Origin of the sequence: Streptomyces ochraceiscleroticus, from assembly GCF_000720485.1 — a bacterium.
Lineage (GTDB): Bacteria > Actinomycetota > Actinomycetes > Streptomycetales > Streptomycetaceae > Streptomyces > Streptomyces ochraceiscleroticus.
In genome coordinates this window covers 76432-102984 of sequence record NZ_JOAX01000019.1, presented here as the reverse complement: position 1 = coordinate 102984, position 26553 = coordinate 76432, and the positions used below count along the sequence as shown (strand labels likewise).

Here is a 26553-nt window from a genome sequence, read left to right as displayed (position 1 = left end):
GGACGCCCGGGGAGCGATGCCCGGAAACGATGAGGAGAAGGCATGGCAGCGGAGACAGCGAAGACGGAATCCAAGTCCGTGACGATCAGTACGCCGGACGGGGCGTGCGACGCGTTCGTCGCGCACCCGGCAGGGGGCGGCAGCCACCCCGCCGTGCTGTTCTACATGGACGCCATCGGCCTGCGTCCGCGGCTGGAGAACATGGCCCGCGAGCTCGCCGCGCACGGGTACTACGTCCTGCTGCCGAACCTCTTCTACCGGCACGGCAAGGCGCCTGTCGTCGAACTCCCCGATCTCAGCAGGCAGGAGAGCCGGGAGGCGTTCTTCGCGCAGGTCATGCCGATGGTCCACGAGCTGACCCCGGAGCTCGGGATGCGCGACGCCGGCTGTTTCCTCGACTTCCTGGCCGGTCAGGAGGAGGTGCGCGCCGGTGCGGTGGGCCTGACGGGCTACTGCATGGGTGGCGTGCTCTCGATGCGCACCGCGGCGCGGTACCCGGACCGGGTCGCCGCCGCGGCGAGCTTCCACGGCGGCCACCTTGTCACGGACGCGCCGGACAGCCCGCACCGGCTGGCCGGTGACGTCGAGGCGGAGCTGTACTTCGGGCACGCGTCCCAGGACGACAGCATGAACGCCCAGCACGTCGCCGAACTGGAGGCGGCGCTGGAGGCCGCGGGCGCGACATTCCGCTCCGAGGTGTACCCGGACACCATCCACGGCTTCACCATGTCCGACACCGCCGCCTACAGCGAGGCGGGCCTGGCCCGGCACTGGGACGCGCTGCTGGACCTCTTCTCCCGCAGGCTGAAGCCGGCGTAAGCCTGAACAGGCTCTACCCCGCGCGCAGCACCCCCGCCACGACCGGCCCCGCCGCGTCCCCGCCATGGCCGCCGGACTGGACCAGTGCCGCGGCCGCGAGGTCGTCGCTGTAGCCGGTGAACCAACTGTTGGACCGGTCCTGTCCGTCCTTCTCGGCGGAGCCGGTCTTCGCGCCCTTGTCCCCGCCGACGCCCGCCATCGCGGCGACCGCCGTCCCCTGGCCGACGGTCGCCGCGTGCATCATCTGCCGCAACTGGCGGGCGACGGACGGGTCCAGCGGCCGCGCGGTGGCCAGGGTCCGGCCGTCGAGCGACTGGGATACGAGTACGGGCTGCCGGAAGCCGCCGTTGACCACGGTCGCGGTGACGGACGCCATGGCCAGTGGGCTCATCTGGACCTTGCCCTGGCCGATGTACGAGGCGGCGGTCTCCACCCCGGACGACTCCGGGACACTGCCGTCGAAGGACGGTATACCGGTCTGCCAGTCGTCCCCGCCGAGTCCGAAGGAGTCCCGGGCCGTTGCGCCCAGCGCGGTGCCCGCGATGCCCTTGTTGTTCAGCGGCTTGACGGCCTTGATGAACGCGGTGTTGCAGGACCGGGCGAACGCGTCGGTCAGCGTGCCGTCCGCGATCGAGAAGTCGTCGAGGTTGTGGAAGGTGTAGCCCTCCCAGGACACGGTCGACGGGCAGGCGGCCTTGTCGGCCGCGTCCCCCACGCCGTTCTGCAGGATCATCGTGGCCGTGACGATCTTCATGGTGGAGCCGGGTGCCACTCTGCCCAGCATCGCCGCGTTGTAGCCGTCCGTACGGTTGTTGGCCACCGCCCGGATCTCGCCCGTGCTCGGCCGGACGGCCACGACCGACGACTCGTCGTACTCCTTCACCGCCCGTTCCGCTGCCGCCTGCACGTCCGCGTCCAGCGTCGTGTGCAGCGTTCCTGCCCGGCCCTTCCGCAGGGTGACCAGGGTGCGGGAGGTCCCGCCCTCCTCGTTCGCGATCCGCAGGCCGATGGCGCGGGTGCCGCCGGCCTTGCTGCCGTACTTCTCCCGCAGGCCGTCCAGGACGGGCCCGAGCGAGGGGTAGCGCTCCTCGGTCAGCGGCCGGCCGCGGTGGTCGACGGCCTTGATCTCCGGCGCCGCACCCGCGTCCGTCACCAGGTACTCGCCCTCCTCGAGCCGCGGATGCAGCACCGAGGGCCGCCAGTCCACCAGCGGCTTGTGCGTGGTCCGGCCGCGGACGACCCGCAGCTCGGAGGTGTACGACAGGGGAGCGGTCCGGCCCTTGTACGACACCTTCGCCGTGACCTTGTACGGAACGGTCGTGCCGGTCCGCTCGCCTGGCGTGATCACCAGGTGCGTGAGGTGCGCCTGGCGGTGGAATCCGGCCAGTTCGGTCCGGGCGACCTCCTGGTTGTCGGTGAGCGCGGCGGCGGCCGCGCTGTCGCCCTTCGCCCAGGCGGCGAGGAAGTCCTTCGCCGTCCGCGTCGTCTCCTCGGCGCTGGGCGGGCCGGTCGGTACCGCCTGTGTGGTGTCGCCCCCGCCGCCGTACCCGGTGATCCCGTTCACCAGGTTGTAGCCGCCGTACAGCACGGCCCCGCCCACCACGACGAACACCCCGCCGACAATGGCGGTCTTCACCCCGCTGCGCATGGCGCGTCCCCCTCCCCAGGAGCCCCCTGAACAAGATCAATGGGGCATTGAGAAGCACGGTACGGGGCGGACGTGGTGAAAGGGACGTTCGAACGGAAGTCCGTTATCAGATAGCGATTTCGGCATACAGAGGTCGCTTCCCTGCGGGGCTGCCCGCGCGGCGGGCAGCCGTCTGCTCGGGGACGAGCGGGCCACGGCCTCCGACGCGTCGTACTCGACCGAGCAGTCCACCTCGTGGTGGGCGCAGAGCACCTGGGCCAAGCGGACCAGGGCCGCGGCGTCGTCCGCCCGGCCCACCCGGTGCAGGTCGACGACGACATCGCCGCTGCCGGGGCGGATGACGGCGTTCAGGAGCCGTCCCAGGTGGGGTTCGGCGGCAGGCCGGATCGGGCGGTGCACCTCGATGACGGTGCGGTCGGCGTACCGGCGTACCGCGACCGGGGACGGTCCGATCCCGCCGTCAGCGCTGCCGGCCGCCGCTGCGGCACCGGCCGTTCGGGCCGTTCGGGCTGTTCCGGCTGGTCGGGTCCTCAGCGAAGGCACCGGCAGGAGGGCCGGCCTGAGTCGGCTGAGGACAGAGGTCCACAACGGGTGCAGGGAAGGGGCGGTCCACGTCATCGCGGTCTCCCTCGGCATCAAGACCTGGTGGGACAAGCCGTCGCGGCCCGCCGTGCCGCGACGCGGGAGCGAGTGGGATTCTGCCACCCCTCGGCGCCCGGCGGGCAGGGCCGCTCGGCCTCGTACTGGGACCGGCAGGCTCTGTTGGGCCCGGCGCCTGGGCGCGGTAGGGGTGCCTGCCGAACGGCGGGAACGGCCGGTGTCTTTCGGCCGATGCCGGGCCCCGAGGGGCACTCGTAGCTTTCATGGTCGGGCGGGGCACCCGCCGTTCCGGCGCGAGTGTCCGCCGGGCGTGCGTGCCGGCGCCGGCCGTCCCCAAGAAGTTCCCCAGAAAGTTCCCCAGGAAGGGAGAACGTTTCTCATGCTCTCGGTATCCACCGCTGACGCGGGCACCGGTTCGTACGTCACCTCCATCGCGGACACGACGGAGGAGATACGGGCCGCGCAGCGGCTGCGCCACCGGGTCTTCGGCGGGGAGCCGGGGGCCCGGTTGCGCACCCGGTCGGCCGGCCACGACGTCGACGGCTTCGACGCGTCGGCGGACCACCTGCTCGTCACGGACACCGCCAGTGGCGAGGTGGTCGGTACGTACCGCCTGCTGCCCCCGGGGCGCAGCGAACGCTCCTCCTCCGAGGGCGAATTCGACCTGCGGGCGCTGCACGAGGTGCGCGGGCGGATGGTGGAGGCCGAGCGCGCGTGCGTACACCCGGACCACCGGACCGGCGCGGTGATCAACCTGATGTGGGCCGCGCTCGCCCGGTACGCCCTTCTCTCCGGCCACCGCTACCTCGCGGGCCGAGCCGCCGTACCGCTGGCCGACGGCGGCCAAGCGGCCTCGCACGCCTGGCTGCTGGGGACGACGAAGCACTGCTCCCCGGCCGAGCTGCGGGTGCACCCGCACCGCCCGTGGACGCCGCCGGGCGTGATCGAGAACGAGCCGAGTTACGCGCTGCTGCCGCCGCTGCTCCGCGGCTACCTCCGGATCGGCGCCTGGATGTGCGGGGCACCGGCCCATGACCCGGAGTCCGGCGTCGCGGACTTCTTTGTGCTGCTGGACATGGAGCGGATCGACGACCGCTACCGGCGTTTCTTCCTGGGCGAGTAGGCATACCCCTGGTGCGCACCGGGGCCGCGCTCCTCCGCCCGGCGGAAGGGGACCCCTGACGAATGTCAGGGGCCGCCTCAGACCTTCGGGCGCTGCGGTGCGGTTCACCCGGCTCCTACCGTCGGTCGGGAACGGTGCGGTCCCGTCGAGTACCCGTTCCCGCGCCGCGGACACCCAGCGAACGGAGAGCGAGACCCATGAGGACGACGCCATCGACCGCGCCGGAAACCCGCGCCTGCGTCACCCTCGCCCCGGCGCCGGCGGGCCATGACACGGACATCTTCGACGGCCTCGCCGACCACCTGATCGTGACCGAGACGGTGATCGGCGAAGTGGTCGGCACCTACCGGCTGTTGCCACCGGGGCGCACCGAACGCTCTTACTCGGACGGCGAGTTCGATCTGAGCGCGCTGGCCGCCCAGTAGCCGGACCGGCAGAGCCGACAATGGCTCTCAGGCGCTTCGGCCCCACGCCTCCGCATAAGCGCGCGCCGCCGTACGGGGGTCGGCGGCCGCGCAGATGCCCGAGACGACCGCGCCGCCCGCCGCGCCCGCGGCCCGCAGCGGCGCCATGTCCGCCACCGTCACCCCGCCGATCGCCACCGCCGGCAGCGGCGTGGGCGGCGCCAGCCGGGCGAAGCCCTCGATGCCCAGCTCCGGCGGCGCGTCCGCCTTTGTACGCGTGGCGTGCAGGGCGCCGATGCCGACGTAGTCGACCCGGGCCGGTTCCTTGGCGGCGGCCCGCAGTTCGTCCTCGGTCGCGGCGCTCAGCCCGATCACCGCTTCCGGCCCGGTCAGCGTGCGGACGGCCGCCACCGGAAGGTCGGACTGACCGATGTGCACCCCGGTCACCCGCGCGCCGGCCGCCCGTGCCGCCAGGTACACATCCACCCGGTCGTTCACGAACAGCGCGACGTGTTCGGGCAGTACGGCGGAGATCCGCAGTACGGAGTCGAGGAAGTCCCGGGCCGTGCCGTCCTTCTCCCGCACCTGTACCGCCGTGACCCCGCCGGCCACCGCCTCGGCGACCGTGCCGGGCACGTCCCGGCCGCACGCGGCGGCCTGCGCCGCGTCGGAGACCAGGTACACGGAGAGGTCCGGCGGTGCGGGCGGGCCGAAGTTCCCCTTCACGCCCACGAGATGGCCGCCCGCTTCTCGAGCGTCTCCTCGTCGAGGCCGTACAGCGCGTCCAGGAAGGCCACCGCGAAGCTGCCGGGGCCAGTGCTGTGCTCGGCCGCGACCTCGGCTGCCACGGTGTAGACCGTCACGGCGGCGACCGCGGCGGCGAGCCGGTCACCGTCCGAGGCCGGGGAGGGCTCGGCGGGCGGGGCGAAGGCCGCCAGCACCGCGCCGAGCGCGCAGCCGCCGCCGGTCACCCGGGTCAGCAGCGGGTCCCCGTTGGTGACCCGTACCGTCCGCTCGCCGTCCGTGAGCAGGTCGACCGGCCCGGAGACCGCGACCACGGCACCCGTCGCGCGGGCCAGCGTGCCCGCCGCCGCGGCCGCCGACTCGACCTCGTCCGTCGCGTCCACCCCGCGCCCGCCGCCACCGGTCCCGGCCAGCGCGATGATCTCCGAGGCGTTGCCGCGCACGACGGCCGGGCCCTGCGCGGCCAGTCGGTGCGCCAGCGCCGTCCGTACCGGCAGCGAGCCGATCGCCACCGGGTCCAGCACCCACGGCGTCCCGGCCCGGGACGCCGACGCCACCGCCTCGGTCATGGCCGCGCGCTGTTCGGCGTGCGGTGTGCCCAGGTTGACCAGCACTCCGGAGGCGGCCCTGGCGAACGGGCCGGCCTCCTCATGGATGTCCACCATGGCGGGGGCGGCGCCCAGGGCGAGCAGGACGTTGGCCGTGAAGTTCGAAACGACCTGGTTGGTGAGGCACTGCACCAGTGGTGTTTCATGGCGTACGCGGATGAGCGCTTGCCGGGCAGTGGCAAGCAGGTCGTCGGCCGGACGCGTCATAGGGGCATTCCTCTGTGACATCCCTTCGCTGGTGCGAACCAGATCAGGTTCGACGGGTGTGATCTCAGCCCTTGAGATGGGGCACCCCGTGTCTCGTGTGCCCCACATGCTACCCGCACCCCGTTCCCGATCCGGAACCCCAACCCCTGGAAGACCCATGACCATCGAGCGTCCTGTGTTCGACGGGCGGATGCCCGCCGGCTCCGGCGACCTGTCCGTCGAACGGCACGGCATCGGCCCCGTGCCCGAGAACAACCGCTACGGCCGCCCCGGCCGCCTGTTCACCGTGTGGTTCGCGCCCAACCTGACCATGACCGGGGTGTTCACCGGCACCGTCGGCATCGCCCTCGGGCTCGACTTCTGGACCGCGTTCGCCGCGATGGCGCTCGGCACGCTGCTCGGCGCGGCGCCGTCCGCCTACCTCGGTACGTGGGGCAGCCTCACCGGCACCGGACAGCTCCCGCTTTCCCGGCTCGCCTTCGGCCGCGGCGTCGTCCTTCCCGGCGTCCTGCAGTGGCTCTCCTCCATCGCCTGGGACGCGCTGATCGGCCTGTTCGGCGGCGACGCGCTCGCCCGGCTGCTGGGCTGGCCCTTCTGGCTGGGCGCGCTGACCGTGCTGCTCCTCCAGGGCGTCGTCGGCGTCCTCGGGTACGAGGCCATCCACCGCCTCCAGACCGTGATGACCTTCGTGCTGGGCGCGGCCTTCCTCGCCCTCAGCGTCAAGCTGCTCGACGGAGTCCCGCTGCCGTCCGCCGCCACCGCGCACGGCGCCGACCGGGCCGGCGCCTTCCTGCTGACCACCACGGTCGCGCTGAGCCTGGCGATCTCCTGGGCCCCGTACGCCTCGGACTTCAGCCGGTACCTGCCGCGCTCGTCCTCACGGCAGCGGATGTTCTGGTACACCCTGCTCGGCATGGCCGCCGCGTACCTCTGGGTGCAGACGCTCGGCCTGTGGGCGGCGGGCCTCTTCACCGACCAGACGGCGGCCGGCGTGCAGAAGCTGCTCGGTGGCGGAGGGCTCGGCGCCTTCGGCCTGCTGGCCATTGCCGCGTCCGCGGTGTGCAGCAACGCCATGAACGACTACAGCGGTTCGCTGGCCCTCCAGACGGCCGGGGTCCGCATCCCCCGCCCGCTGGCCGCCGCCGTGGCCGCCGTGCTCGGCTTCCTGCTCGTGCTCTGGATGCACGCCGCCGACACCGCGGCCCGCTTCCAGAACGTGCTGCTCTTCGTCGGCTACTGGATTCCCGGCTTCATCGGCGTCGTCGCGATCGACTGGCTCGCCCGCGCCCGGGCACGCGGCGGCGCCCCGGTCGATGTGCACGAGGAGTTCGCCCGTCCGCAGCCGTGGTGGCCGGCGGCGCTGGCCTTCGTCGCCGCGTTCGCCGTCGCGGTCCCGTTCATGGACACGACCCTGTACGTCGGCCCGGTCGCCGAGGCGCTGCACGGCGCGGACCTGGCGTACTTCGTGGCCTTCCTCGTCTCGGTCGTGGTCTACGCACCGCTGCGGCTGCGCCGCGCTCGCGGAAACTGAAGGACCTGCGGACACAACAAAGCCCCGGTCGCATTGGCGGCCGGGGCGGGTCTCCGCGTATATTGGGAGTTTCCATGCCTTGGAAAGAATTCGGGCATGGCGAAGCTTTCTGGAGTCATCTTAACCAGGCGGGAGCCGAATTGTCAATCCAGGTGCCGGGCGAAGAAACGGGCGTACGGCCGGGCCGGTCCGCCGACGAGGAGATTTCCCGCGCGGAAATGCGCCGGGAGCAGGAATTCATCGACATGCTCTACGAGCGCCTCGGCGAGCTGCGCGCCGGGGCGGGTGCCGCCGTGGAGGGCGCCCTGGCGGCGGCCGACACCGGCACGCTGCAGGCGCGGCTGGAGCGGGACGTGACCGTGGCCGAGCAGGCCGGGCTGCTCGCCGCCTTCGACGCGGGCGAGCACGGCCTGTGCTTCGGCCGGCTCTCCTTCCGCGACGGCGCCGACCACCACATCGGGCGCATCGGCATCCGGCGCGACGACGCCGACCGTACGCCCCTGGTCATCGACTGGCGCGCCGACGTCGCCCGCCCCTTCTACCTCGCCACCGGCCACACCCCGATGGGCCTGCGCCGCCGGCGCCACATCTCCACCGCGGGCCGCCGCGTCACCGCACTGCACGACGAGATCATGGACCTCGCCGACACGGTGCGCACGGGCCACGAGGGCACCGACGCGGACACCGTGCTGCTCGCCGCGCTGGACGCGGCGCGCACCGGCCGGATGCACGACATCGTGCAGACCATCCAGGCCGAGCAGGACCGCATCATCCGCGCCCCGCACCGCGGCGTCATGGTCGTCGAGGGCGGCCCCGGCACCGGCAAGACCGTCGTCGCCCTGCACCGCGCCGCGTACCTGCTGTACGCGCACCGCGAGCTGCTCGCCCGCCGCGCCGTACTGATCGTCGGCCCCAACCCGGCGTTCCTCGGCTACATCGGCGAGGTACTGCCCGCGCTCGGCGAGACCGGTGTGCTGCTCGCCTCGCCCGGCGAGCTCTTCCCTGGCGTCACCGCGACCGGCACGGACACGCCCGAGGCCGCCGCGGTCAAGGGCGGCGCCGCGATGGCCGACGCGCTGGCCGCGTACGTACAGGACCGGCAGACCCTGCCCGAGCCCGGCACCGTCATCCCGCACGAGGACGGCGACCTGCTGCTGGACGCGGACATCGTCCTGGAGGCCCGCCACCAGGCGCGCGAGACCAAGCTGCCGCACAACCTCGCACGCCCGCACTTCGCCTTCCGCATCATCGACTCGCTCACCGCCCAGCTCGCCGACCGGCTCGGCGCCGACCCGTACGGCGGCCCGAACTTCCTCGGCCCCGACGATATCGCCCAGCTCGGCAAGGCCATCGCGGCCAGCGGCGAGGTGCACCGCGCCATTGGCGAACTGTGGCCCGTCCTCACGCCACAGGAGCTGGTCGCCGACTTCCTCGCCGACCCCGTGCACCTCCCGGAGGCCGACGCGGCCGCGATCCGGCGCGAGGGCGGCGAGTGGACCGCTGCCGACATCCCCCTCCTGGACGAGGCCGCCGAGCTGCTCGGCGAGGACGACTCGGCCGCTCAGGCCGCCGCCGAGGCCGAGCGCCAGGAGCGCATCGCGTACGCGCAGGGCGTGCTGGACCTCTCGTACGGCTCCCGCACCCAGGAGTTCGAGGACAAGGACGACGAGGACTCGGAGGTACTGGCCGCGCACGACCTGGTCGACGCCGAACGCCTCGCCGACCGGCACGAGGAGGCCGACCACCGCACCGCCGCCGAACGCGCCGCCGCCGACCGCACCTGGGCCTTCGGCCACATCATCGTGGACGAGGCGCAGGAGCTGTCCGCGATGATGTGGCGGCTGCTGATGCGCCGCTGCCCGACCCGCTCGATGACGCTGGTCGGCGACCCGGCGCAGACCGCGGAGCCGGGGAGCTGCGGCACGTGGGAGTCGATCCTCGAGCCGTACGTCGGCGACCGCTGGGAGCACGTACGCCTCGGCGTCAACTACCGCACCCCGGCCGAGATCATGGAGGCCGCGGCGGGGGTGATCCGGGCGGCGTACGCCGGTACTCCGACGGCCGCGGCCTTCGAGCCGCCGCGCTCGGTCCGCTCCACCGGCGTACCGCCCTGGTCCCACCGCACCGACGATCTGCCGCGCGCGGTCGCCGAGGCGGTCGCCGAGGAGGCCGACGCCGAGGGGCGCCTCGCGGTCATCGCCCAGAAGCACCACCACGAAGCCCTGCTGACCGCACTCCCCGGCGCGTCCGCCGGCCCGGCCCCCGACCTGACCAGCCCGGTCGTCCTCCTGGACCCGCGGCAGGCCAAGGGACTGGAGTTCGACACGGTACTCGTGGCGGAACCGGCCGAATTCGGCGTGAGCGACCTCTACGTCGCCCTCACCCGGGCCACCCAGCGCATGGGCGTGCTGCACACCGAGGCGCTCCCGGCGGGCCTGGAGGCACTGGAAGCGCGGTGAGGGCCGCCGGTCGGCGGTCTACAGCCTGCGGTCGACGGTCGACGGCCGGTACGTCCCGGCCGTCGACAGCCGAACCCTCATCCCCCTACCCTGTGTTCGTCATTCCGGCCATCGACCGGAATCACGAACATCTGGCGACGGCGGCGGAGGGTGGGTGAACGGCATGGGGCGACTGGTCCCAGCGGTGACCCGGGCACTGGACATACTCGAACTGTTCCTGGAGGCGGACGGCCCGCAGTCGGCCCCCGACGTGGTGCGCAAGCTCCAGCTCCCGCGCACCACCGTGCACGAGCTGCTCACCACGCTGGCGGCCCGCTCCTATCTGGTCCCCGTACCCGACCAGCCGGGCCGCTACCGCCTCGGCGTCCGCGCGTACCAGCTCGGCAGCCGGTACGCCGAACAGCTCGACCTGGCCGCCGAGGGCCAGCGGGTGGCCCGCGAGGTGGCCGCCACCTGCGACGAGACGGTGCACGTCGCGATCCTGGAGGACACCGACGTCATCTACATCGCCAAGGTCGACTCCACGCACGCCGTCCGCATGGTCTCGGCGGCCGGCCGCCGGCTGCCCGCCCACTGCACGGCGGTGGGCAAGATGCTGCTCGCCGCGCTCCCGGAAGCGGAGCTGGCCGCTCGCATCGAGGGCCGCGAACTGGACGCCCTGACCCCCGGCAGCATCACCGATCCGGACGCACTGCGTACCGAGCTCGCCGCCATCCGGGAGCGCGGCACCGCCACCGAGCACCGCGAGTCCAACCCGGACGTCTCCTGCGTCGCGGCCCCGGTCCGCGACAGCTCGGGCCGCGTCGTCGCCGCCCTCTCCGTCTCCGTCCCGATGATCCGCTGGACGGACTCCAGCGAGACCGAACTGGCCGAACTGGCCACCAAGGGCGCGAACGACCTGTCGGTCGGCCTCGGCTACCGGCCGCGCACGCGCTGAGCCGCTCCCGGCAGAGCTGTCAGTGAGCGGCGTCCTCAGTGTGCAGTGAGTCGAGGATGCCTTCGACGGTCTCCTCGGTGAGGCCGGGGTGCAGGAAGGCGAGGCGTACGACGGTCTCGCCCTCCCATACGGTCGGCGTGACGAAGGCCGTGCCCGCGGCGAGCAGCCGCTTGGACCAGGCGTAATAGTCACGCGGCTGCCAGCCGGTGCGGCGGATCAGCACCACGGACAGCTCGGGTTCACGGAGGAGTTCGAGGCCATCGGTGCGCTCGGCGAGGCGGGCGGTGTACTGGGCGAGCCGGACGCCGCGGGCGACCGCGTCCCGGTACGCGTCCGTGCCGTGCACGGCGAGCGAGAACCACAGGGGCAGGCCGCGCGGGCGCCGGGTGAGGTGGTACGCGTAGTCGCTCGGGTTCCACTCCAGGTCGTCGGCGCCCGCGCCGTCCCCGTGTATCGCGTCGAGGTAGGAGGCGTCCTGGGTGTGGACGGCCTGGGCGAGGCGCGGGTCGCGGTAGAGCAGCGCGCCGCAGTCGAAGGGCGCGAACATCCACTTGTGCGGGTCGATGACGAGCGAGTCGGCGTGCTCGATGCCGGCCATCCGGGCCCGCAGTTCGGGGACGAAGAGGCCGCCGCCCCCGTAGGCCGCGTCGACGTGGAACCACAGGTCGCGGGCGCGCGCCTGCGCGGCGACGCCCGCGAGGTCGTCGAGTATCCCGGCGTTGGTGGTGCCGGCAGTGGCGACCACGGCGACGACGGGCGCCCCGCCGTCGTGCTCGGCGGCCGCCAGGGCGATGCGGACGGCCTCGCCGGTGAGCCGGTGGTCCTCGGTCGGTATGACGAGTGCGTCGATGCCGAGGATGCGCAGGGTGTTGCCGACGGAGGAGTGCACCTGGTCGCTGACGGCGATGCGGACGGGCGCGTGCCCAGTGAGCCCGAGCCGGCGCCGGCCGGTGTCGCGGGCGACGACGAGCGCGGAGAGATTCCCGGCCGAGCCGCCGCTGACGAAGCAGCCGCCGGCGCCCTCGGGGAGGCCCGCGAGATCCGCGAAGAGGCGCAGCACCTGGTTCTCGGCGGCGATCGCCCCTGACGCCTCCAGCCAGGAGACGCCGTGCAGCGAGGATCCCGAGACGATCATGTCGAAGAGGGCGGCGGCCTTGGTGGGCGCGCCGGGGATGAAGGCGAGGAAGGCGGGGTGGTCGCAGGAGATGACGGCCGGCTCGATGTCCTCGGCGTACGTACGGAGGACCTCGGAGGCCGGCCGCGGGCCCGCGCCGATCGCCCCCTTGAGGGCGACGCCGAGCTCGGCGTGGTCGCCGGGGCGGCCGAGCGGGGGCTCGGGCAGGGCCATGCGGTGGCGGAGGTGATCCATGACCTGACGGGTGAGGTCCTCGTCGTGGGTGTGCATGGGCCGGTACCTCCTGAGTTTCTAATTGGATCCGATCGGATCCAATTCGGAGGGTAAGGTGCTCCCCGAGCAGGGTCAAGCCGCGCCCGAAGCCGTACCCGACCCCTCAGCCGGACCGCCCTTCGAAGTGGTCCAGCAGGGTCAGGAACTGCCGGTACGAGTCCTGCAGGTGCTCCCGCATGCGGCGCTCCGCCGTCGCGCCGTCCCCGGCGAGCACGGCCAGCGCGATCGCCTCGTGCTCGTCACGGAAGACGCAGCCCAGCTCCGCCTCCGCGCCGTACACCACATGCCAGTCCGCGCGCAGCCACAGCGCGTTGCCGCCCGCGAACATCTCCGAGCGGGCCCTGGCCACCGCCTCGTGCAGCACCTCGTTGCCGCCGGCCGCGGCGATGGCGAGGTGGAAGCGGCTGTCCACGCGGTGGTACGCGCCGATGTCGGGCAGCTCGCCGACCTCCGTGTCCAGCAGCTTCACCAGGTCCCGGCGGGCGCCGGTGGAGCCGCGCTCGGCGGCCAGCCGGGCCGCGAGCGGCTCGATGGCCTGCCGGTACTCCATGTAGTCGCGCAGCGCGGCCCGGATCTCGGCGGCCACCGCGGCCTGCGCTCCGGTACCGGCGGTGCCCACAGGGGCGGCCGAGGCCACCCGCGTGCCGCCGCTGCGCCCGAGTGTGGTCACCACCAGGCCCTCGTCGGCCAGTAGGCGCAGCGCCTGCCGAACGGTGTTGCGCCCGGCGCCGAACGCGGCCGCCAGCTCGCGCTCGCTGGGCAGCCGGTCGCCGGGCTCGAAGCCGCCGAGCGCGATGCGCTTGCGCAGCGCTTCGGCGACGACGTCGCGCGAGGCGGACCGCCGCGCCCCGTCCTGTTCCGCGTCCGTGCCGTTCACCTGTGACTCCCGGTCGGTAAAGGGCTTTGCTCAGACCCTATTGACAGTCTTCCGGGGCGACCATACCGTCCCGTGCATCTCATTCGGGTCCGTATGGATCCATTTGGAAGGAGCACGGGAGTATGACCGCAGCTGCATCCCCGGAGAACGCCGAGGGCTCCGCACCGCCACCGGGCGACGCCTCGCCCCGCCGCGCCAACCCCTGGAAGGTCGCCGGTGCCTCGCTGATCGGTACCAGCGTGGAATGGTACGACTTCGGCATCTACGCGACCGCTTCCGCGCTGGTCTTTCCCGATCTCTTCTTCCCCGACGCGGGCCCGGCGTTCGGCACTCTGCTCTCGTTCACCACCCTCTTCGTCGGCTCGCTCGGCCGCCCGCTCGGCGCGATCATCTTCGGGCACATCGGCGACCGGTACGGCCGCAAGAAGGCGCTGATCTGGTCGATGCTGCTCATGGGGGTGGCCACCGTCGCCGTCGGCCTGCTGCCCGGTTACGCCACGCTCGGCGTCGCGGCGCCGGTCCTCCTCGTCCTGATACGGATGACGCAGTCGCTCGCCGTCGGCGGCGAATGGGGCGGCGCGGTGCTCTTCGCCGTCGAACACGCCCCGCCCCGCCGCCGCGCCTTCTTCGGCTCCTTCCCCCAAGTCGGCGACGGCGTCGGCTACTTCCTCTCCACCGGTGTCTTCTCGCTGGTCGCCCTCTTCGGTCACGACGCGCTGGTGGACTGGGCCTGGCGCGTTCCCTTCCTGCTCTCCGCCGTCCTCGTCCTGCTCGGCCTCGTCATCCGCTCCTCGATCGAGGAGTCACCCGAGTTCGAAGCGGCGCGCGCGGCGGAGGAGAGCGAGGCGAAGCAGGCGGCGCCGGTCGTCGGCGTGGTACGGGACGCCTGGCGCACCTGGCTGCTGGCGACCGGCGCCTTCCTGATCACGGTCGGCGGCTACTACGTGATCGTCACCTTCATGTCGACGTACGCGGTCGGACAGCTCGGCTTCTCCGAGTCCGAGGCCGCGGGCGCCGGCACCGCGGCCTCCGTCGTCGTCATCGTCTGCACCCCGCTGGCCGCGCTCGCCGCCGACCGCTTCGGGATGCGCAGACTGACCCTGGCCGGCATCCTCCTGCACCTCGTCGTCGCCTTCCCGATGTTCTGGCTCGCCGACACCCGTACGCTGGGCGGTCTTTGGGCGGCGATGTGCCTCCCGATGCTCGCCAGCACGATCGCGTACGCGTCGATCGGCACCCTGCTGTCCGGCTGGTTCGCACCCCGCGTCCGCTACACCGGCCTCTCGATGAGCTTCCAGCTCGCGGGCCTGATCGGCAGCGCGGCCCCGTCCGCCGCGACCTGGCTCTTCACCACGACGGGCAACTCCTGGACCCCGGTGGCCCTCGCCTTCGCGGCGATGGCGGCACTCAGCGCGGTCTGCCTGGTCCTCCACCGGCCGGCACGCGGCACCTCGGAGTGACATCTCTGCGATATCAGCCCTTCGGGTGCGCACCCGGCGTGTGGCCGAAAGTGCGGCGGAAGGCGTCGATGAACGCGCTGGCGGACGACCAGCCGCACAGGTGCGCGGCCGCGGTGACGGGCGTGTTCTCGGCCAGCAGGACCAGCGCGTGGTGGAGCCGCAACTGAGTGCGCCACTGCGGGAACGTCATGCCGAGGTTGCTGCGGAACAGCCGGGACAGAGTGCGGTCACTCGCCCCCACCTCACGCCCCAGTTCGGCGAGGGTGCGGCTGTCCGCCGGATCGGCGCACAGAATGTCGCACAGCGTCCGCAGCAGGGGCACGGTCGGTGTGGGCAGGTGCAGTGGCTCTTGGGGCGAGGCCCGCAGCTGGTCGAGCAACACCGCGAGCATGCGCGCCCGTTCGGGGCTGTCCTCGCCCGGGGGACGTGTGTAAGCGACGATCAGTTCGCGCAGCAGCGGGCCCACCGAGAGCACGGTCGGCGTCTCCAGGGCGAGCGGGTTCTCGGTCACCGGCAGCCCCACCAGGTGCAGTTCGAGTTCACCGTGGGCCTGATGGGCGTGCACGGTGCCGGCGGGTATCCAGATGGCACGGGTGCCGGGGGCAACCCAGGAACCGGCGCTGGTGGTGACGGTCAGCACTCCGCGGCCGGCGTAGACGATCTGGTGGTCGTCGTGGCGGTGGGCGCCTATCGCGGCATCGCGTGTCAGCGACCGGGTGCGGGTCGGGGCGACCGGCTCGTGGCGGATACTCGGCATCGTCTGGCAGATTAACGGAAGTGCGACACAGCTTCCGACGCCGACCATCAAGGGGTGCGAAGGAATACCTCCATCCTGTTGTCCGCCGGCCATGCCTGCGTCGACATCTACCAGGGCGCTGTGGCGTCCCTGGTGCCGTTCTTCGTCGCCGAGCGTGCCTACAGCTATGCCGCGGTCTCGGGCATCGTGCTTGCCGCCTCCCTGCTGTCGTCGGTGGCACAACCGGCGTTCGGTGTCCTCACCGACCGCTGGTCGCTGCCCTGGTTACTCCCGTTCAGCACACTGCTGGGCGGTCTGGGTATCGCGCTGAGCGGGGTGAGCGGCTCCTATGCGCTGACCCTCGTGTTCGTGGCGGTGTCCGGGGTGGGCGTGGCTGCCTATCACCCCGAGTCCGCACGGGTCGCCCGGCTTGCCAGTCGGGGCAGCCACAGTGGGATGGGCTGGTTCTCGCTCGGCGGCAACCTCGGCTTCGCGGTGGCCCCGCTCATGGTCACCGCTGTTGTTGCCGGCGGCGGTCTGCGCCTGACGCCACTGCTGGTACTGCCGGCGCTCGTCGGTGCCGTGCTGTGCCTTCCCATGCTGCGTGCGCTGGAGCGGCAACGGACCGCCGGGGCCCGTACGGCGGTGCCGGCCGGAGACGACGACAGAGCGTCGTTCGTAAAGCTGTCGCTGGCCGTGGTGTGCCGGTCGATCGTCTTCATCGGCCTGAGCACCTTCATCTCACTGTTCGCCAAGGAGCGCATGGGCGGCAGCACGGCGGCGGGCACCGCGGCACTGTTCGTGCTCTACCTCGGTGGCGCGGTGGGCTCCGTGCTGGGCGGCACGCTGGCCAACCGCTGGAACCGAGTCACCGTCGCGCGCTGGTCGTACCTGCTCACGGCCGGATCGGTCGCGGGCGTGGTGTTCGTACCCGGCCCGGCGTTGTATCTGTTCGTCGTGTTGACCTCGGCCGGCCTGTACGTCCCCTTCTCGCTGCAGGTCACGCTCGGGCAGGATTACCTGCCCTCCCGCGTGGGCACCGCCAGCGGGATCACGCTCGGCCTGACCGTCAGCATCGGTGGTCTGGTGAGCCCCGTCATCGGCAGCGTCGCTGACGCGACGTCCCTGCGAACCGCATTGGTGCCACTGGTTCTGATGCCCGTACTGAGCTGGCTGCTGTTCCGCACCCTGCCCGAACCCACCCTGCCGCAACCTGCGGATGCGGCCCATCCGCAGGGGGCACAGCGGCACGGCCTCACTTCAGGCCATGTGCCCGGGACACCAGGGTCTCGGTGAGGCGGCGGGGGAGCAGGCGCCGGAGGGTGAAGACCAGTGGGGCGCGGCTGCCCACGGCGTACAGGGGCTTCGGGCCGGTCGCCTCGATGGCCTTCAGGACCGTCGCCGCCACGGTCGCGGCGCTGATGCCGGCCGCTTCGTTGCGGTCCAGGCGGGCGGAGACCGTACGGAAGGCGTCGGTGTACGGGGAGCCGTCGGCGAGGTAGCGGGTGCGGCGCTCGCTGATGCCCGTGTTGATGGAGCCCGGCTCCACGGTGGTCAACCAGACGCCGTACGGGGCGAGTTCGCGGCGGGCCGCGGTCGCGAACGCCTTGATCGCGGCCTTCGAGGCCACGTACGAGGAGCGGAAGGCCAGCGGGAAGCTGGCCAGCATGGAGCCGACCATGACGACCCGGCCGCCGCGGCGCTCCCGCATCCCCGGCAGCAGCAGTTGGGTCAGCCGCACCGCACCGAAGACATTGAGCTGGAACAGCCGCTCCAGCGCGTCCATCGGCAGCTCTTCGAGGGCGGCGAGCTGGCTCTCGCCCGCGTTGTTGACCAGCACGTCGACCGGGCCCGCCGCCGCTGCGCACGCCTCGATGCTCGCCGGGTCGGTGAGGTCGAGCGCGAGGTAGACGGCGCCGGGCAGACGCTCGGCCTCGGGGATCTTCTCGGGCGCCCGGCTGGTGGCGATCACGTGGTAACCGCGGTCCAGCAGGGCCCGGCAGACGGCCCGGCCGATGCCCGAGGAGGCACCGGTGACCAGCGCCGTCCGCCGAGCGCTGCCGCGTGCTGTGTCGCGTACCGCGTCGCCCGTCACGCCAGCCCCTTCGCCAGCGCCCGCCCCGCCGCGCGCCCGGAGAAGATGCAGCCGCCGAGGAACGTGCCCTCCAGCGCGTTGTATCCGTGCACCCCGCCGCCGCCGAAGCCGGCCACCTCGCCCGCCGCGTACAGCCCCTCGAAGGGCGTGCCGTCCGGCCGTACGACCTGCGAGTCCAGGGTGGTCTCCAGGCCGCCGAGCGTCTTGCGGGTGAGCAGGTTCAGCCGTACGGCGATCAGCGGGCCGTGCGCCGGGTCCAGCAGCCGGTGCGGCCTGGCCACCCGCACGATCTTGTCCGCGAGATACGCACGCGCGTTGCGCACCGCCATGAGCTGCATGTCCTTGGAGTACGCCGAGCCCACCTCCCGGTCGCGGGCCACGACCTCGCGCCGTACCTGGTCGTAGTCCAGCTCGGGCCCGCTGCCCAGCGCGTTCATCCCACTCACCAGGTCGCGCAGGTTGTCGCGGACCACGAAGTCCGCGCCGTGCTCCATGAACGCGGCCACCGGACCGGTCGGGCCCTTCTTCGTCCGGCCGAGCGTCATCTTGAGGTCCTTGCCGGTGAAGTCCGGGTTCTGCTCGGAGCCCGAGAGCGCGAACTCCTTCTCGATGATCGACTGCGTGAGGATGAACCAACTGTGCTCATGGCCGCCGGCCCGGATGTGCCGGAGCGTGCCGAGCGTGTCGAAGCCGGGGAAGTACGGGGGCGGCAGCCGCTTGCCCGTGGCGTCCAGCCACAGCGAGGACGGGCCGGGAATGATGCGGATGGCGTGGTCCGGCCAGATCGGGTCCCAGTTCTTGATGCCCTCCACGTAATGCCACATGCGGTCGCGGTTCACGATGCTGCCGCCCGCGCTCTCGGTGATCTCCAGCATCCGCCCGTCGACGTGCGCGGGCACCCCGCAGATCATCCGCTCCGGCGCCGGACCGAGCCGGTCCACCGGCCAGTTCTTGCGCACCAGGTCCGGGTTGCCGCCGATGCCGCCCGAGGTGACGACCACGGCCTGCGCCCGCAGCTCGAACGAACCGGCCGCGGTACGGGAGGACTTCACGCCCCGCGCCGCGCCGGACGGCTCCAGCACCGTGCCCCGGACACCGACCGCCGCGCCGTTCTCCACGATCAGCTCGTCGACCTGGTGCCGGTGCTTGAACGTGACCAGCCCGCGGTGCTCGGCGGCCAGCACCGGGTCGCGGAAGACCCGTACGACCTCCGGCCCCGTGCCCCACGTCAGATGGAAGCGTGGCACCGAATTCCCGTGCCCGGAGGCGAGCCCGGAGCCCCGCTCGGCCCATCCGACGTTCGGCATCAGCCGCAGCCCCAGCTCGTGCAGGTAGGCGCGCTTCTCCCCGGCGGCGAACTGCACGTACGCCTGTGCCCACTGGCGCGGCCAGTGGTCCTCCCGCTCGCGGTCGAAGCCGGCCGAGCCCAGCCAGTCCTTCAGGGCCAGCTCGTAGGAGTCCTTGATGCCCATCCGGCGCTGCTCGGGACTGTTCACCATGAACAGCCCGCCGAGCGACCAGAACGCCTGGCCGCCCAGGTTCGCCGCGCTCTCCTGGTCCACGAGCAGCACCTTGCGCCCGGCCCTGACCAGCTCGTACGTCGCGACGAGCCCCGCCAGCCCGGCCCCCACGACGATCACATCGGCCTGTTCGCGCTCACTCATCGAGAGCCCCTTCGCTCTGGGTGCTGTAGGCGGTGCTGTAGGCGTTGACCACGTGCCGGAACAGTTCTTCGCGCCGCTGCCGCACGGCCTCGTCGTCCGGCTCCATGAGGCACTGCACGCTGGTGCCGTCGTGCACGGCGACCAGCGCGTGGCCCAGTCCGGTACGGTCGGCGACCCGCCGGCCCGCGCGGGCGAGCGCGGCCTCGACGAGCGGCAACAGCGTGTCGTGAATGGCCTCCTCGCGGGCGGCCATGACCCGGCGCAGTGAGGGATTGCGCAGCGCGTGCGCGGTGAACTCCGCCGTCACGCGATACCACGCGTCATCGATCGGTACGGCGTCCAGCACGGCCCGCAGCGCCCCGTCCGGGGAGACCGTCTCCAGGTCGCCGAGCCGGTCCAGCGCGTCGCGCAGATCGTCCAGCATCGCCCCGGAGCGCTGCTCCCACATGGCGAGGAACAGCTCGTCGAGCGAGGTGAAGTTCGAGTAGAAGGCGCCGCGGGTGTACCCGGCCCGCTCGCACACCTGGTCCACCGTGGACCGCCCGAACCCCTCCTCGGCGAAGACCTCCAGCGCGGCGTCGAGCAGTCGCTGCCGGGTCTGCGCCCGGCGCCGGGTGACGCGCTTCGGCGCCGCGGTCTCCGAAGCTGTCATGACCGGCCTCGCTTCCCTTGCGCGCTGTTCGATCGAGCTTCGTTCGATACGCGAATGTATGGGATGCGTTTGTGTATCGACAAGGGGCCGGACGGGGCGGATCGGCCGAGACGCACGCCGGCCCCGGAGCGGGTGCTCCGGGGCCGGACGTCGCTCAGGCGGACGGTGGCAGGTGGGACGGCCGTCCGCGCCCGGCGGTGGCGCGGTATCCCGCGATCCCGGCGAGCGCAGCGAGCACCGCGCCGGCCGCGGTCCAGAGCCAGCGGGCCGACCACCAGCCCGAGGACCAGCCGCCGTCCGGTTCGGGCCGCGCGGCCGACCCCTGCACCAGGGGAGCGGCGAGCGAGCCGTCCACGTCCTGGGCGCTGCCCGCGTCCGTGGTGGTGGCGGTCACCGCCGCCTCGACCGGCAGGCCGGCGTCGGCGGAGGCGGTGTGCAGGGTGGTGAGGCGGACGTAGTACGCGCCGGGCAGCGGGTCGTTCGACCAGGGCTCGGCGCCGGCGCGGACCGTCCGCAGGGTGCAGGACAGCTTGACCGTACTGGCGTCGGCCGCGACGGTCCTCGTCTGCATGCCGTACCGGCACGCCTGCCGGCGCCGCAGACCGTCGTACACGTCGAGCTGCCAGGTCGACTCGCCGTGCCGCGCGTCGGCATCGGGCAGTTCGACGGTCGCATCCACTGTGGCGCCCTGCCCCGCGTCGGCCGGGAACTGCCAGTAGAGGTAGTCACCGGTGGACGCCTGGGCGGTGGCCTGCTGACCCGGCCGGATCACCGTGGCGGTACGGAAGGAGGTACCGGCCTCGGTGGGCGCGGGGGCGTCCTCGGGGTCGGCGGTCGAGGAGGCGGACGCGGACGGGGCGTCGGAGGGAGAGGCGGAGGCGGCCACCGCGGGCCCGGCGAGGGCGAGCTGACCGGCCGCGGCCGTCCCGAGGAGCGCCGCACCGGCGAGCAGTGCGGCCGACAAACGACGTACGGCAGACATCAGTTGGTCCTCCAGACGGTGACGCGCCAGCGCGAGATCCAGCCCCACAGCACCCCGGCGGCCAGGCCGATCAGGGTGAGCGAGATGAGGAACCACCAGCCGTGACCGAGCCCCAGAAACGCGGCGTCGGACCCCGAGTCCGGTCCGTCCACCACATCGACGGACAGCTCCACGGGCAGTCCCGGCTCGGTCTTCACCGAAGCGGGCGCGGAGAAGGCGTTGCTGACGCGCAGACAGACCGTCTCGGGGAGCGGCTCGCCGTCCGCGTCCTCCGCCGCCTCGCCGTCGTCGGCCTTCGGGTAGCGCAGGCCGGTCGAGATCACGTCCGTACGGCCGTCGCCCGTGGCCTCGCCGCGCACGATCTCGCGACCGCGCACCGTAGAGGCGCGCAACTGCACGCCGTAGTCGTCGTGGACGGCACGGTCGGCGGCGATGCTCACCGAGGCGCGCAGCTCCTGGCCGGGCCGTACGTCCACCCGGTAGAAGCGGTCCTCGCCGAAGGTCTCCCGGTCGGTGTAGAGCCCGGCCTTGAGCTGCGGCGCCCCCTCGCAGCTGTCGGCGCCCTTCGCCGGTACCGGCGTGACGGCCGGCTCGACCGTCCGGTGCACCAGTTGCTTGACCCGGCCGGAGAGCTCGTCCTTGTGCTGCACCGAGGTGTACGTGCCGCCGGTCGCCTCGGCGATGCAGCTCAACTGGGTACGCGTCTTGGCGTCCGGCACCAGGCCCAGCGTGTCGACGGTGAGGTGGATGCCCTTGGCGGCGATCTCGCGCGCCACCTCGCACGGGTCGAGCGGCTGGCAGGTGTCCTCGCCGTCGCTGATCAGCACGATGCGGCGGGCCCCGTCGCCGCCCTCCAGGTCGTCCGCGGCCTTCAGCAGGGCCGGGCCGATCGGGGTCCAGCCGGTCGGGGCCAGGGTCGCAACGGCGGTCTTGGCCTCGGTGCGGTCCACCGGACCGACCGGGTACAGCGCGCGAGTGTCCTTGCAGCCCACCTTGCGGTCGTCACCGCGGTACTCGGCGCCGAGCGTACGGATGCCGAGCTGCACCTCCTGGGGCGCCGCGTCCAGTACCTCGTTGAACGCCTGCTTGGCCGCGGACATCCGGGACTGCCCGTCGATGTCGCGGGCGCGCATCGAGCCGCTGACGTCGAGTACGAGGTCGACCTTGGGGGCGTCCTTGGACGTTTCCGCGGAGGTCTCCGCGGGGGCCGGTCCGTCGGCCGAGGCGGTCGCCGGTGCGAGCCCGCCCGTCAAAGTGACCAGCAGGCCGCACACCGCGGCCGCCAGTCGCCATCTTATGATCATCGCCGGATCATAATGATCTTGCGGGCGAACTGCCCAACTCGCCCGCTGGAGCGCCTACTGGGGCACTCACAGGAGCGCTTACCGGGGTGGCCGCTGGGTGACGTACTCCTGGGGCGGCTCGGGCTCCGGGACGGCCGGCGTCTCGATGCGCCAGGCGATGCGCTCCTTGTCCTGGACGACGCGGCGGTACGCGTACAGCACGACGGACAGCAGCAGGATGCCGACCGCGATGAGGGTGTCCTTCGGACCGCCGTTCGCGGCCAGTGAGGGGTGCGTGACGCCCACCGCGACCACCACGACGTCGATGACCAGCACCGCCCAGGCGACCGGTATCCAGAAGCGGCCGCGGCGGATCGGGCGGGGCCAGTCCGGGCGGTCCTTGCGCAGCAGCAGGAAGGCGGAGACGGCCAGCACGACCGCCACCAGGTACCCGAAGTTGCTGGCGATCAGGATGCTCAGCGGCTCTCCGAGGAGCAGCAGGATCGCGCTGTTCAGTACGACGTCGAGGGTGAGTGCGCGGCCCGGTACGCCCCACCGGTTCAGGTGGTCGAGCTGCCGGACGGTCATCCTCTCGCGGGCCAGCCCGTACAGCGCCCGGCCGCCGTCCGCCGTCGTGGACACCATCCCGAGGAACATCGAGGAGACGAGAATGAGGACGCCGAGCGAGGAGAAGCCGCCGAGCGCCTGCTCGAAGGCGATGGCGAACGCGCCGACCGGGTCCTTCCGGATGGCGTCCTCGCCGACCGACCCGACCATGGCGAGCGGCACGACGAAGAAGAGGACGAGGGAGAGGAGCGAGGTGGCGCGCAGCGCCTTGGCGGTGTCGCGGACCGTGTCCTTGTACTCGGGCGCGAACGAGGCGCAGATCTCGGTGCCGTAGGTGGTCCACGCGGTGACGTAGAACCACACGATCAGCGTCGTCCAGCTTCCGCCGTGGTACCAGGTGAGGTTGGCCGCGTGCCAGGTGTGGCCGCTCAGGAAGGGCGCCGCGACGACCACGACGAGGCCGCACAGCACGATGCCGCTGGTGATCTTCGAGGCGCGGGCGGTGAGCCGCGCGCCGAAGTAGTTGCAGGCCCAGGCGGCGAAGACGGCGGCGACGCCGATCAGTTCGGCCAGGCCGACCGAATGGCCGGGGAGGAGCGGCACTTCGGGCGTGCCGGGGAACCAGTGCGCGGTGACGAGCGCGCCGATCGCGGCCGCGTTCACCGCGATGCTGAACGACCAGCCGATCCAGTAGCCGTACGCGGCGACGGCGCCGAGCGGCGCGAAGTACCGCTTCCAGCCCTCGGAGGCGTACCGGCTGACGCCGCCGGACTTGCCGGGGAACATCGCGGCGGTCTCGGCGAACAGCATGTTCTGCAGCAGGCCGATCAGCGCGCCGCCGACCCAGAGCGCTCTGCCGCCCGTCTCTTGAGAACTTCGGCCGGACGCACGTCCGTTGTTCAGACGTGCCAAAAATGTGTTCGCGGTCACAATAATTGGGTATTATTGGAAGGCAAGAGGCTGGACGGAAAACGGTGAAGGGGTGGGCGGTATGGCCGAGCGTGGGGCATCGGAGCGGACGGGAGTGGTGCCGGCCGGTGCAGACGTCCAGCGCGAGCGGATACTGCGCGCCGCGGCTCTCGCCCTCGCGGAGCACGGCTTCGACGCCGCCCGGCTGCGGGACGTGGCCAACTCCGCGCAGGTCTCCATAGGTTCGATACAGCATCACTTCGAGACCCGTGACGCGCTCTTCCGGCACGCCTTCGAGTGGTCGATAGGCGAGCTGATCGGCCGGTGGCGGTGCACGGCCGTCGGCGAGCCGGACCCGTGGCGCCGGTTCGAGCTGCTCGTGCGGGAGCTGACCGGCGACCCGGACCTGATACGTCGCTGCACGACCTGGACCGAATTCTGCGCGAGCGCGGCCCGCCATGAGGAGCTGCGGGACGGGATACGGCGGGTTCATGACGAGTGGCGGGCCCTGGTCTCCGGCATCCTCGCCGAGGGCGTGGCGACCGGCGAGTTCGCGCCCGTCATGTCCCAGGAGGCGGCGGTCGGGGCGGTGATGGCGGTGGTCGACGGCTGCGACATGACCATCGCGGCGGCCGGCGGCATGACACCGGAGCGGTACGCGGAAGTGCTCCTCGGCACGGGGCGGGCGGTGTTCGGGGTGCGGAACGTGCGGAGCGGGGCGTAAGAGGCGCGAGCGGGCGGCGCCGGTCAGGGATCAGGGGAGGGGTTTTCGTGAGTGGTGAGCGGTTTCCGCATCTGTTCCGGCCGTTGCGGATCGGGTCCACGACGTTGAAGAACCGCATCGTGTCCTCGGGACACGACACCGTGCTCGTGCGGGACGGACAGGTGACCGACGAGCTCGTGGCGTACCACGAGGCGCGGGCGGCGGGCGGCGTCGGCCTGATCGTCGTGCAGGTCGCCGGGGTGCACGAGTCCGCGCGGTACACCACCCACGTCCTCATGGCGACCGACGACACCTGCGTCGAGGGGTATCGCCGCCTCGCGGACGCCGTGCACCGGCACGGTGCGCGGGCCGTCGGGCAGATCTTCCACCCCGGCCGCGAGATCCTGGAGTCGCGGGACGGCTCGGCGCCGGTCGCCTGGGCACCGTCGGCGACCCCGAGCGAGCGGTTCCATGTCATGCCGCGGGCCATGACGGTGGCGGAGATCCAGGAAGTGGTGCGGGGGTACGGCGCGGCGGCCCGGCGGCTGCGGGCCGCGGGCATGGACGGCGTGGAGATCGTGGCCAGCCACGGCTATCTCCCGGCCCAGTTCCTGAATCCCCAGGTCAATCGCCGCAGCGACGACTACGGCGGCAGCGACGAGAAGCGACTGCGCTTCCTGCGCGAGATCATCGCGTCCGTACGGGAGGCCGCGGGGCGGGAGTTCACGGTCGGGCTGCGCATCTCCGGGGACGAGCTGAGCCACGACGGGCTGTCGTCCGCGCTGGTCGTGGACGTGGCGACGCGGCTGGACGAGGACGGGCTGCTGGACTACCTCAGCGTGTGCGCCGGCAGCTCGGCCACGCTGTCCGGCGCGCTGCACATCGCGCCCCCGATGTCCGAGCCCGCCGGATACACCGCGCCGCTGGCCGCCAAGGTGCGTGCCGCGGTGCGCGTGCCGGTCATGGTCGCGGGGCGGATCAACGAGCCGCAGGAGGCCGACCGGATCATCGAGCGCGGACAGGCCGACGCCTGTGCCATGACCCGGGCGCTGATCTGCGATCCCGAGATGCCGGCGAAGGCCGGCGCCGGGCGAGCGGACGACATCCGGGCCTGCATCGGCTGCAACCAGGCGTGCATCGGCCACTTCCAGCGGGGTTACCCGATCTCCTGCATCCAGCACCCGGAGACGGGCCGGGAGCGGCGCTTCGGGGTGCTGCCGACGATCACGCGCCGGAAGCGGGTACTGATCGCGGGCGGCGGGCCCGCCGGGCTGAAGGCGGCGGCGGTCGCGGCGGCCCGCGGGCACGACGTCACGCTGCACGAGGCGGCGCGCCGGACCGGCGGACAGGTGCTGCTGGCCGAACGGCTGCCGGGGCGCGCGGAGTTCGGCGGTGCGGTGACGAACCTGGAGCGGGAGGCGCGGCAGGCCGGTGCCCGTATCGTCACCGGCTCGCGGGTCGACGGTGAGCTGTTGCGCGCCGAGCGGCCGGATGCCGTGATCGTCGCGACCGGCGCCCGGCCCCGCAGGCCGGAACTGGAGCTCGTGGACGAGCCGGTCGTGCTGGACGCCTGGGATGTCATACGGGGCGCCGAGGTGCCGCGGGGCCGGGTGGTCGTGGCGGACTGGCGCGGCGACTGGATCGGGCTCGGTGTGGCCGTTCACCTCGCCGGGCTGGGCCGGAAGGTCACGCTGTGCGTCACGGGGTTCGGAGCGGGCGAGCATCTGCAGCAGTACGTCCGTGCGGCGATGCTCGGCGAGGCGGTGCGGGCGAAGGTGGCCGTGGTGCCGAACGTCCGGCTGTACGGCGCGGACAGTGACACGGTCTACCTCCAGCACACCCTCACCGAGGAGCCGATGCTGCTCGAAGGGGTCGGGTCGGTCGTCCTCGCCCAGGGGCACGAGCCGGTGGCCGCGCCCGCGGCGGAGGCCGACCTGCCGGAGCTGCCGCGCGGGTCCCTCATATCCATCGGCGACTGCGTGTCACCCCGGACGGTGGAGGAGGCGGTGCTGGAGGGGCTGACGGTGGCGGCCGGGCTGTAGCGTCGGTGCCGGTCGCGGCTGATCGCGGCTGGTGCGGGGGCGCCCCGGCCGGCTGTCCCGCCGTGGGGGGTTGCTCGCGCAGTTCCCGGCGCCCC

General features: G+C 72.5%; 22 protein-coding genes and 1 riboswitch. Of the genes, 10 read left to right on the top strand and 12 right to left on the bottom strand.

Translation table 11 applies throughout. From position 1 onward, the window contains the following. Positions 1–42 precede the first annotated feature (42 nt). On the top strand, positions 43–819 hold the full coding sequence (locus tag IG84_RS0123000) for a dienelactone hydrolase family protein (RefSeq protein WP_031060421.1): 777 nt from the start codon (positions 43–45) through the stop codon (positions 817–819). A 13-nt stretch (positions 820–832) separates the two neighbouring features. Here IG84_RS0123000 and IG84_RS0122995 read toward each other — a convergent pair whose 3' ends face one another. Beyond that, a complete protein-coding gene (locus IG84_RS0122995) occupies positions 833–2467 on the bottom strand; it encodes a penicillin-binding transpeptidase domain-containing protein (RefSeq protein WP_031060419.1) in 1635 nt (544 codons plus the stop codon). Between the two features lie 979 nt (positions 2468–3446). Here IG84_RS0122995 and IG84_RS0122985 point away from each other — a divergent pair. Both IG84_RS0122985 and IG84_RS0122980 read left to right on the top strand, forming a co-directional pair. After that, on the top strand, positions 3447–4190 hold the full coding sequence (locus IG84_RS0122985; RefSeq protein WP_031060414.1) for a GNAT family N-acetyltransferase: 744 nt from the start codon (positions 3447–3449) through the stop codon (positions 4188–4190). A 197-nt stretch (positions 4191–4387) separates the two neighbouring features. Next, on the top strand, positions 4388–4615 hold the full coding sequence (locus tag IG84_RS0122980; RefSeq protein WP_031060411.1) for a GNAT family N-acetyltransferase: 228 nt from the start codon (positions 4388–4390) through the stop codon (positions 4613–4615). 27 nt (positions 4616–4642) lie between these two features. Here IG84_RS0122980 and thiE read toward each other — a convergent pair whose 3' ends face one another. Both thiE and thiM read right to left on the bottom strand, forming a co-directional pair. After that, on the bottom strand, positions 4643–5326 hold the full coding sequence (gene thiE / locus IG84_RS0122975; protein WP_245659525.1) for a thiamine phosphate synthase: 684 nt from the start codon (positions 5324–5326) through the stop codon (positions 4643–4645). Then, complete coding sequence (thiM, locus tag IG84_RS0122970; RefSeq protein ID WP_031060403.1) at positions 5317–6153, bottom strand: hydroxyethylthiazole kinase; 837 nt, start codon at positions 6151–6153, stop codon at positions 5317–5319. Before thiM ends, thiE begins: the two co-directional genes overlap by 10 nt. 3 nt (positions 6154–6156) lie before the next feature. Then, a riboswitch (TPP riboswitch) is annotated at positions 6157–6252 on the bottom strand. 58 nt (positions 6253–6310) lie between these two features. Here thiM and IG84_RS0122965 point away from each other — a divergent pair. The 3 genes from IG84_RS0122965 to IG84_RS0122950 all read left to right on the top strand — a co-directional run bounded on the left by IG84_RS0122965 (position 6311) and on the right by IG84_RS0122950 (position 11080). Further along, positions 6311–7684: a purine-cytosine permease family protein gene (locus IG84_RS0122965; protein WP_031060400.1), complete on the top strand. Its 1374-nt coding sequence runs from the start codon at positions 6311–6313 to the stop codon at positions 7682–7684. Positions 7685–7902: 218 nt separating this feature from the next. Beyond that, complete coding sequence (locus IG84_RS0122960) at positions 7903–10143, top strand: HelD family protein (RefSeq protein ID WP_031060397.1); 2241 nt, start codon at positions 7903–7905, stop codon at positions 10141–10143. 163 nt (positions 10144–10306) lie between these two features. Next, positions 10307–11080 (top strand): IclR family transcriptional regulator, encoded by a 774-nt coding sequence (locus IG84_RS0122950; protein WP_031060394.1) that lies wholly within the window; start codon positions 10307–10309, stop codon positions 11078–11080. Between the two features lie 19 nt (positions 11081–11099). Here the strand turns inward: IG84_RS0122950 and IG84_RS0122945 are convergent, their stop codons facing one another. After that, positions 11100–12485 (bottom strand): pyridoxal phosphate-dependent decarboxylase family protein, encoded by a 1386-nt coding sequence (locus IG84_RS0122945; protein ID WP_031060392.1) that lies wholly within the window; start codon positions 12483–12485, stop codon positions 11100–11102. A 106-nt stretch (positions 12486–12591) separates the two neighbouring features. Next, positions 12592–13365, bottom strand: coding sequence for a FadR/GntR family transcriptional regulator (locus tag IG84_RS42655; protein ID WP_051862264.1), 774 nt, complete (start codon positions 13363–13365; stop codon positions 12592–12594). A 122-nt stretch (positions 13366–13487) separates the two neighbouring features. Here IG84_RS42655 and IG84_RS0122935 point away from each other — a divergent pair, with 122 nt between their 5' ends. Then, positions 13488–14825 (top strand): MFS transporter, encoded by a 1338-nt coding sequence (locus IG84_RS0122935; protein ID WP_051862262.1) that lies wholly within the window; start codon positions 13488–13490, stop codon positions 14823–14825. Between the two features lie 13 nt (positions 14826–14838). Here the strand turns inward: IG84_RS0122935 and IG84_RS0122930 are convergent, their stop codons facing one another. Further along, positions 14839–15582 carry a helix-turn-helix transcriptional regulator gene (locus tag IG84_RS0122930; protein WP_031060383.1) on the bottom strand — a complete coding sequence of 248 codons (744 nt, stop codon included), beginning with the start codon at positions 15580–15582 and terminating at the stop codon, positions 14839–14841. A gap of 54 nt (positions 15583–15636) precedes the next feature. Between IG84_RS0122930 and IG84_RS0122925 the strand changes: the two genes are divergently transcribed. Continuing rightward, the gene (locus tag IG84_RS0122925; protein ID WP_051862260.1) at positions 15637–16857 is read left to right on the top strand and encodes an MFS transporter; all 1221 of its coding nucleotides are present in this window, start codon (positions 15637–15639) and stop codon (positions 16855–16857) included. On the opposite strand, the gene IG84_RS0122920 is transcribed toward IG84_RS0122925, so the two are convergent. From IG84_RS0122920 to IG84_RS0122895, 6 genes are all read right to left on the bottom strand, one after another. After that, positions 16817–17656, bottom strand: a complete 840-nt coding sequence (locus tag IG84_RS0122920) for an SDR family oxidoreductase (protein WP_051862258.1) — start codon at positions 17654–17656, stop codon at positions 16817–16819. The genes IG84_RS0122925 and IG84_RS0122920 overlap by 41 nt on opposite strands. Beyond that, complete coding sequence (locus IG84_RS0122915) at positions 17653–19320, bottom strand: FAD-binding dehydrogenase (RefSeq protein ID WP_031060373.1); 1668 nt, start codon at positions 19318–19320, stop codon at positions 17653–17655. The genes IG84_RS0122920 and IG84_RS0122915 overlap by 4 nt, the downstream gene beginning before the upstream one ends. Then, positions 19313–19972: a TetR/AcrR family transcriptional regulator gene (locus IG84_RS0122910; protein WP_037800762.1), complete on the bottom strand. Its 660-nt coding sequence runs from the start codon at positions 19970–19972 to the stop codon at positions 19313–19315. The genes IG84_RS0122915 and IG84_RS0122910 overlap by 8 nt, the downstream gene beginning before the upstream one ends. A 154-nt stretch (positions 19973–20126) precedes the next feature. Then, positions 20127–20954, bottom strand: coding sequence for a hypothetical protein (locus IG84_RS0122905; protein WP_031060369.1), 828 nt, complete (start codon positions 20952–20954; stop codon positions 20127–20129). After that, a complete protein-coding gene (locus IG84_RS0122900; RefSeq protein ID WP_031060367.1) occupies positions 20954–22258 on the bottom strand; it encodes a VWA domain-containing protein in 1305 nt (434 codons plus the stop codon). The genes IG84_RS0122905 and IG84_RS0122900 overlap by 1 nt, the downstream gene beginning before the upstream one ends. A 78-nt stretch (positions 22259–22336) precedes the next feature. After that, positions 22337–23734: an APC family permease gene (locus IG84_RS0122895; protein WP_211266506.1), complete on the bottom strand. Its 1398-nt coding sequence runs from the start codon at positions 23732–23734 to the stop codon at positions 22337–22339. Positions 23735–23795: 61 nt separating this feature from the next. Between IG84_RS0122895 and IG84_RS0122890 the strand changes: the two genes are divergently transcribed. Together IG84_RS0122890 and IG84_RS0122885 are read left to right on the top strand one after the other, a co-directional pair. Then, on the top strand, positions 23796–24437 hold the full coding sequence (locus IG84_RS0122890) for a TetR/AcrR family transcriptional regulator (protein ID WP_078649238.1): 642 nt from the start codon (positions 23796–23798) through the stop codon (positions 24435–24437). Between the two features lie 47 nt (positions 24438–24484). After that, positions 24485–26458, top strand: coding sequence for an oxidoreductase (locus IG84_RS0122885; protein ID WP_031060358.1), 1974 nt, complete (start codon positions 24485–24487; stop codon positions 26456–26458). Positions 26459–26553 lie beyond the last annotated feature (95 nt).